Source organism: Pseudonocardia sp., assembly GCF_025965585.1.
Taxonomy (GTDB): Bacteria; Actinomycetota; Actinomycetes; order Mycobacteriales; family Pseudonocardiaceae; genus Pseudonocardia.
In genome coordinates this window covers 1-3,348 of the sequence record NZ_JAOPWR010000299.1, presented here as the reverse complement: position 1 = coordinate 3,348, position 3,348 = coordinate 1, and the positions used below count along the sequence as shown (strand labels likewise).

At 71.6% G+C, this 3,348-nt stretch carries 3 protein-coding genes; 2 read left to right on the top strand and 1 reads right to left on the bottom strand.

Annotated features, from left to right (window positions below; genetic code table 11):
• Positions 1-1,116 (top strand): FAD-dependent monooxygenase (locus tag JWR81_RS18475; protein ID WP_367278807.1); only part of this gene is annotated, 1,116 nt, incomplete at its 5' end.
• Positions 1,117-1,285: 169 nt separating this feature from the next.
• Complete coding sequence (locus JWR81_RS18470) at positions 1,286-1,771, top strand: polyketide cyclase (RefSeq protein ID WP_297654011.1); 486 nt, start codon at positions 1,286-1,288, stop codon at positions 1,769-1,771.
• Here the strand turns inward: JWR81_RS18470 and JWR81_RS18465 are convergent.
• On the bottom strand, positions 1,743-3,116 hold the full coding sequence (locus tag JWR81_RS18465) for a cytosine permease (RefSeq protein ID WP_297654009.1): 1,374 nt from the start codon (positions 3,114-3,116) through the stop codon (positions 1,743-1,745). The genes JWR81_RS18470 and JWR81_RS18465 overlap by 29 nt on opposite strands.
• Positions 3,117-3,348: the final 232 nt, after the last annotated feature.

The window sequence follows — 3,348 nt, the reverse complement described above, 5'->3', positions numbered from 1 at the left end:
CTGACCGCCGCGCTGTGCAGCGCGCGGGCCGGCCTGACCGTGCGCGTGCTGGAGCAGGCCGCCGCGTTCGGTGAGATCGGCGCGGGCATCCAGCTGGCACCCAACGCCACCCGCGTGCTCGACCGCCTCGGGCTGCTCGACCGGGTCCGTGCGGTCGGCGTGCTGCCGCGTAGGCTCGTGCTCGCCGACGCCGTGACGACGAGGGAGCTCACGCACCTCCCGCTGTCGGACTTCCCCACGCGCTACGGCGGCCCGTACGTCGTCATGCACCGCAGCGACCTGCTGACGATCCTCCTGGAGGCGTGCCGGGAGGCCGGCGTGGCGCTGGAGACCGGGGCGCGCGTGGCCTCGATCGAGGAGGCCGGGGAACAGGTCGAGGCGCGCTGCGAGGACGGTCGGGTGTTCACCGGCCGCGCCCTGCTCGCCTGCGACGGGCTCAACTCCCGGGTGCGCAGGCGGTTCAGCGACGACGAGGTGCGGTTCTCCGGGTACGTGGCCTACCGGGGAGCCGTGCCGATGGCGCAGGTGGAGCGCCACGCCGACCTCTCCGACGTCGTCGTGTGGATCGGCCCCGCGATGCACCTGGTGCAGTACCCGTTGCGGTCGGGCGAGATGTACAACCAGGTCGCGGTGTTCCGCAGTGCGGCGTGGGAGCGCGGCGAGGCCGACTGGGGCACCCCCGAGGAGCTCGACGCGGTGTTCTCTCCTGCGAGCGAGCACGTCCGGGAGTCCACCCGGCTGCTCGGCCGCGACCACCGCTGGCCCATGTTCGACCGCGAGCCCATCGACACCTGGGTGCAGGGCCGGATCGCGCTGCTCGGCGACGCTGCCCACCCCATGCTGCAGTACCTCGCGCAGGGCGCCTGCCAGGCGATCGAGGACGCCGACTGTGCCGCCGGTCTGCTCGCCGAGGGGGCGCCGGAGAAGGCCCTCCTGCGCTACCAGCAGCAGCGGGCGCCCCGCACTGCGCGCGTGCAGCGCACCGCCCGCACCTGGGGCGACATCTGGCATGTCGACGGGGTGGGCGCGATGCTCCGCAACGCCCTGCTCGACAAGCGCGCTCCCGACGACCACACGCACGTCGCGTGGCTGTACGGGCCGCAGGACGCGAGCTGACCGGCCTCCGTCAGCCGGTGCGGGCGCCGGCACACCGTCATCCACCACGGCGAACGGGACGTCTCGATCACCGACGGGGTTCCCGGTGCTCCACCCACCACCCCGGACACCGGCGGACCCGCACCGACACGAGCCACCGCATCGGTCGTCCGATGGCAGGATCCTCGCCATGACGAACGAGCGGTTCGAGGTCGCGCGGCTGATCCCCGTCGACCCGGCGTCGATCTTCCGCGTGCTCTGCGACCCGCAGGGCCATGTGGACATCGACAGCTCCGGGATGCTCATGGACGCCACCGGTGAGCCGGTCGCCGCGGTCGGCGACACGTTCGTCGTCCACATGGACCGCGAGTCGCTGAACGATCTGCCGATGGGGCGTTACGACGTCACCGTCATCATCACGGCGCTCGAGCCGGAGCGGGAGATCGCCTGGACCATCTCCGGGACGATCCAGCCGCCGATCCGGCATGTCTACGGCTACCGGCTCGAGCCCGCCGACGACGGCGGCACGCTGGTCACGTCCTACTACGACTGGTCGGAGATCGACCAGGAGTGGAAGGACCGCGGCGTGTTCCCCGTCATCTCCGAGACGGCGCTGCGCGCCACGCTCGGGATCCTGGAGCGCACCGTCAGGCGGCGCTCGCGCGCGACCGCTTGAGCAGCAGCACGTAGATCACCGCGGCCAGCACGAAGCCGACCTCGAAGGTGATGTCGCCGACGGCCGGCACGGCGCGGGGCACCGGGGCGACGTAGAGGGTCTGGTTGCAGAACAGCGCGATCGACACCACCATCCCGGTGGCCATCGCCACCGCGCCGGCCCACGGCGTGTAGGAGCGGTCGTACAGGAACGGCGAGGGGTCCTCGCGGCGCAGCAGCCAGTCGGCGAAGTAGACGCCCAGCCACGGCCCGATCCAGTACGAGATGATGAGCAGGAAGTTCTCGTACTTCGCGCCTGCGTCCTGCAGGCCCGAGAGCGCGATCAGGAAGCCGATCACGCCGAACACCCCGGCGACGATGGCGCGCCGCTGCTTCAGCGGCAGGTCGATGCCCAGCGCCAGGAACGACATCGCCCCCGAGTACACGTTGAGGACGTTTGCGGACACGGCGCCCAGGGCGATGCCGATCAGGGTCAGCGCGGCGACCCAGCCCGGCAGGTGCGAGGTGAACGCGGCCGTCGGGTTGTCGTTCTCCGGCCCCGGGATGGTGGCCGACGCGGCGCCGACCACCTCGAGCACGACGCACGAGATGAAGACGCCCAGCCCGGCGTACAGGCCCGTCATCTTCCTGCTGACGGTGGGGGAGAGGTAGCGGGTGTAGTCGGTCGCGTAGGGGTTCCAGCCCGCGGCGTAGCCGAACGCGGCACCGACGGTGAGCAGGAAGCCGCCCAGCCCGCCACCACCGGGTTCGGCGCCCGGCGTGGCCGCAGCGAAGGTGAACACCGTGGCGAGCAGGAACACGATCGCCAGCACCGGCAGCACGGCGCGTTCGAAGACGTGCACGAGGTTGTGCCCGAAGAACGCGATGCCGACCTGGGCCAGCACGACGACCACCAGCCAGAACGGTGCGGGCAGCCCCGTCAGCGCGGAGAGCGCGAGCGTGCCGCTGACGCTGTTGACCGCGAACCAGCCGATGCCGGCGACGATCGCGTTGAGCCCGGCGGGCAGCGCGTTGCCGCGGAAGCCGAACGCCATGCGGCTCAGCACCATCTGCGGCACGCCGGTGGACGGGCCGCGGGCGGACAGGAACCCGTGCGACACGGCGCCCAGCGCCGTGCCGACGATGAGGGCGCCCACCGCCTGCCAGAACGTCTGATGGAAGTACAGCACCGAGATGACGCCGACGAAGATCGTCGCGAACTCCAGGTTCGGCGACATCCACGTCCACAGCAGGCTCAGCGGGCGGCCGTGCCGCTCCTGGAGCGGGATGAAACCCGCCCCGCCCGGCTCGACGGCAACCACCTTCGTGCCGTAGGTCCCCTCGCGGAACTCGGTTCCGGCGGTCACGTCACGCACCTCCTGCTGTCACCTGCCGCGTCACTCGGTCGCGTCACTCGGTCGCGTGACAGTAGGTACCCGCGGAGTCGGCCGGGTCTCGGTGCGATGGCGCTTGTGTTTCGCAAATGGTCACGACCGCCCGCGACGGCCGGGCTCAGGAGCGCGTCGTGCGGCACATCTCCGTGCAGAGCGGGCAGGGGCGGCCGTCGGGTTCGACCATCGACGCCGCAGCCACGCGGTG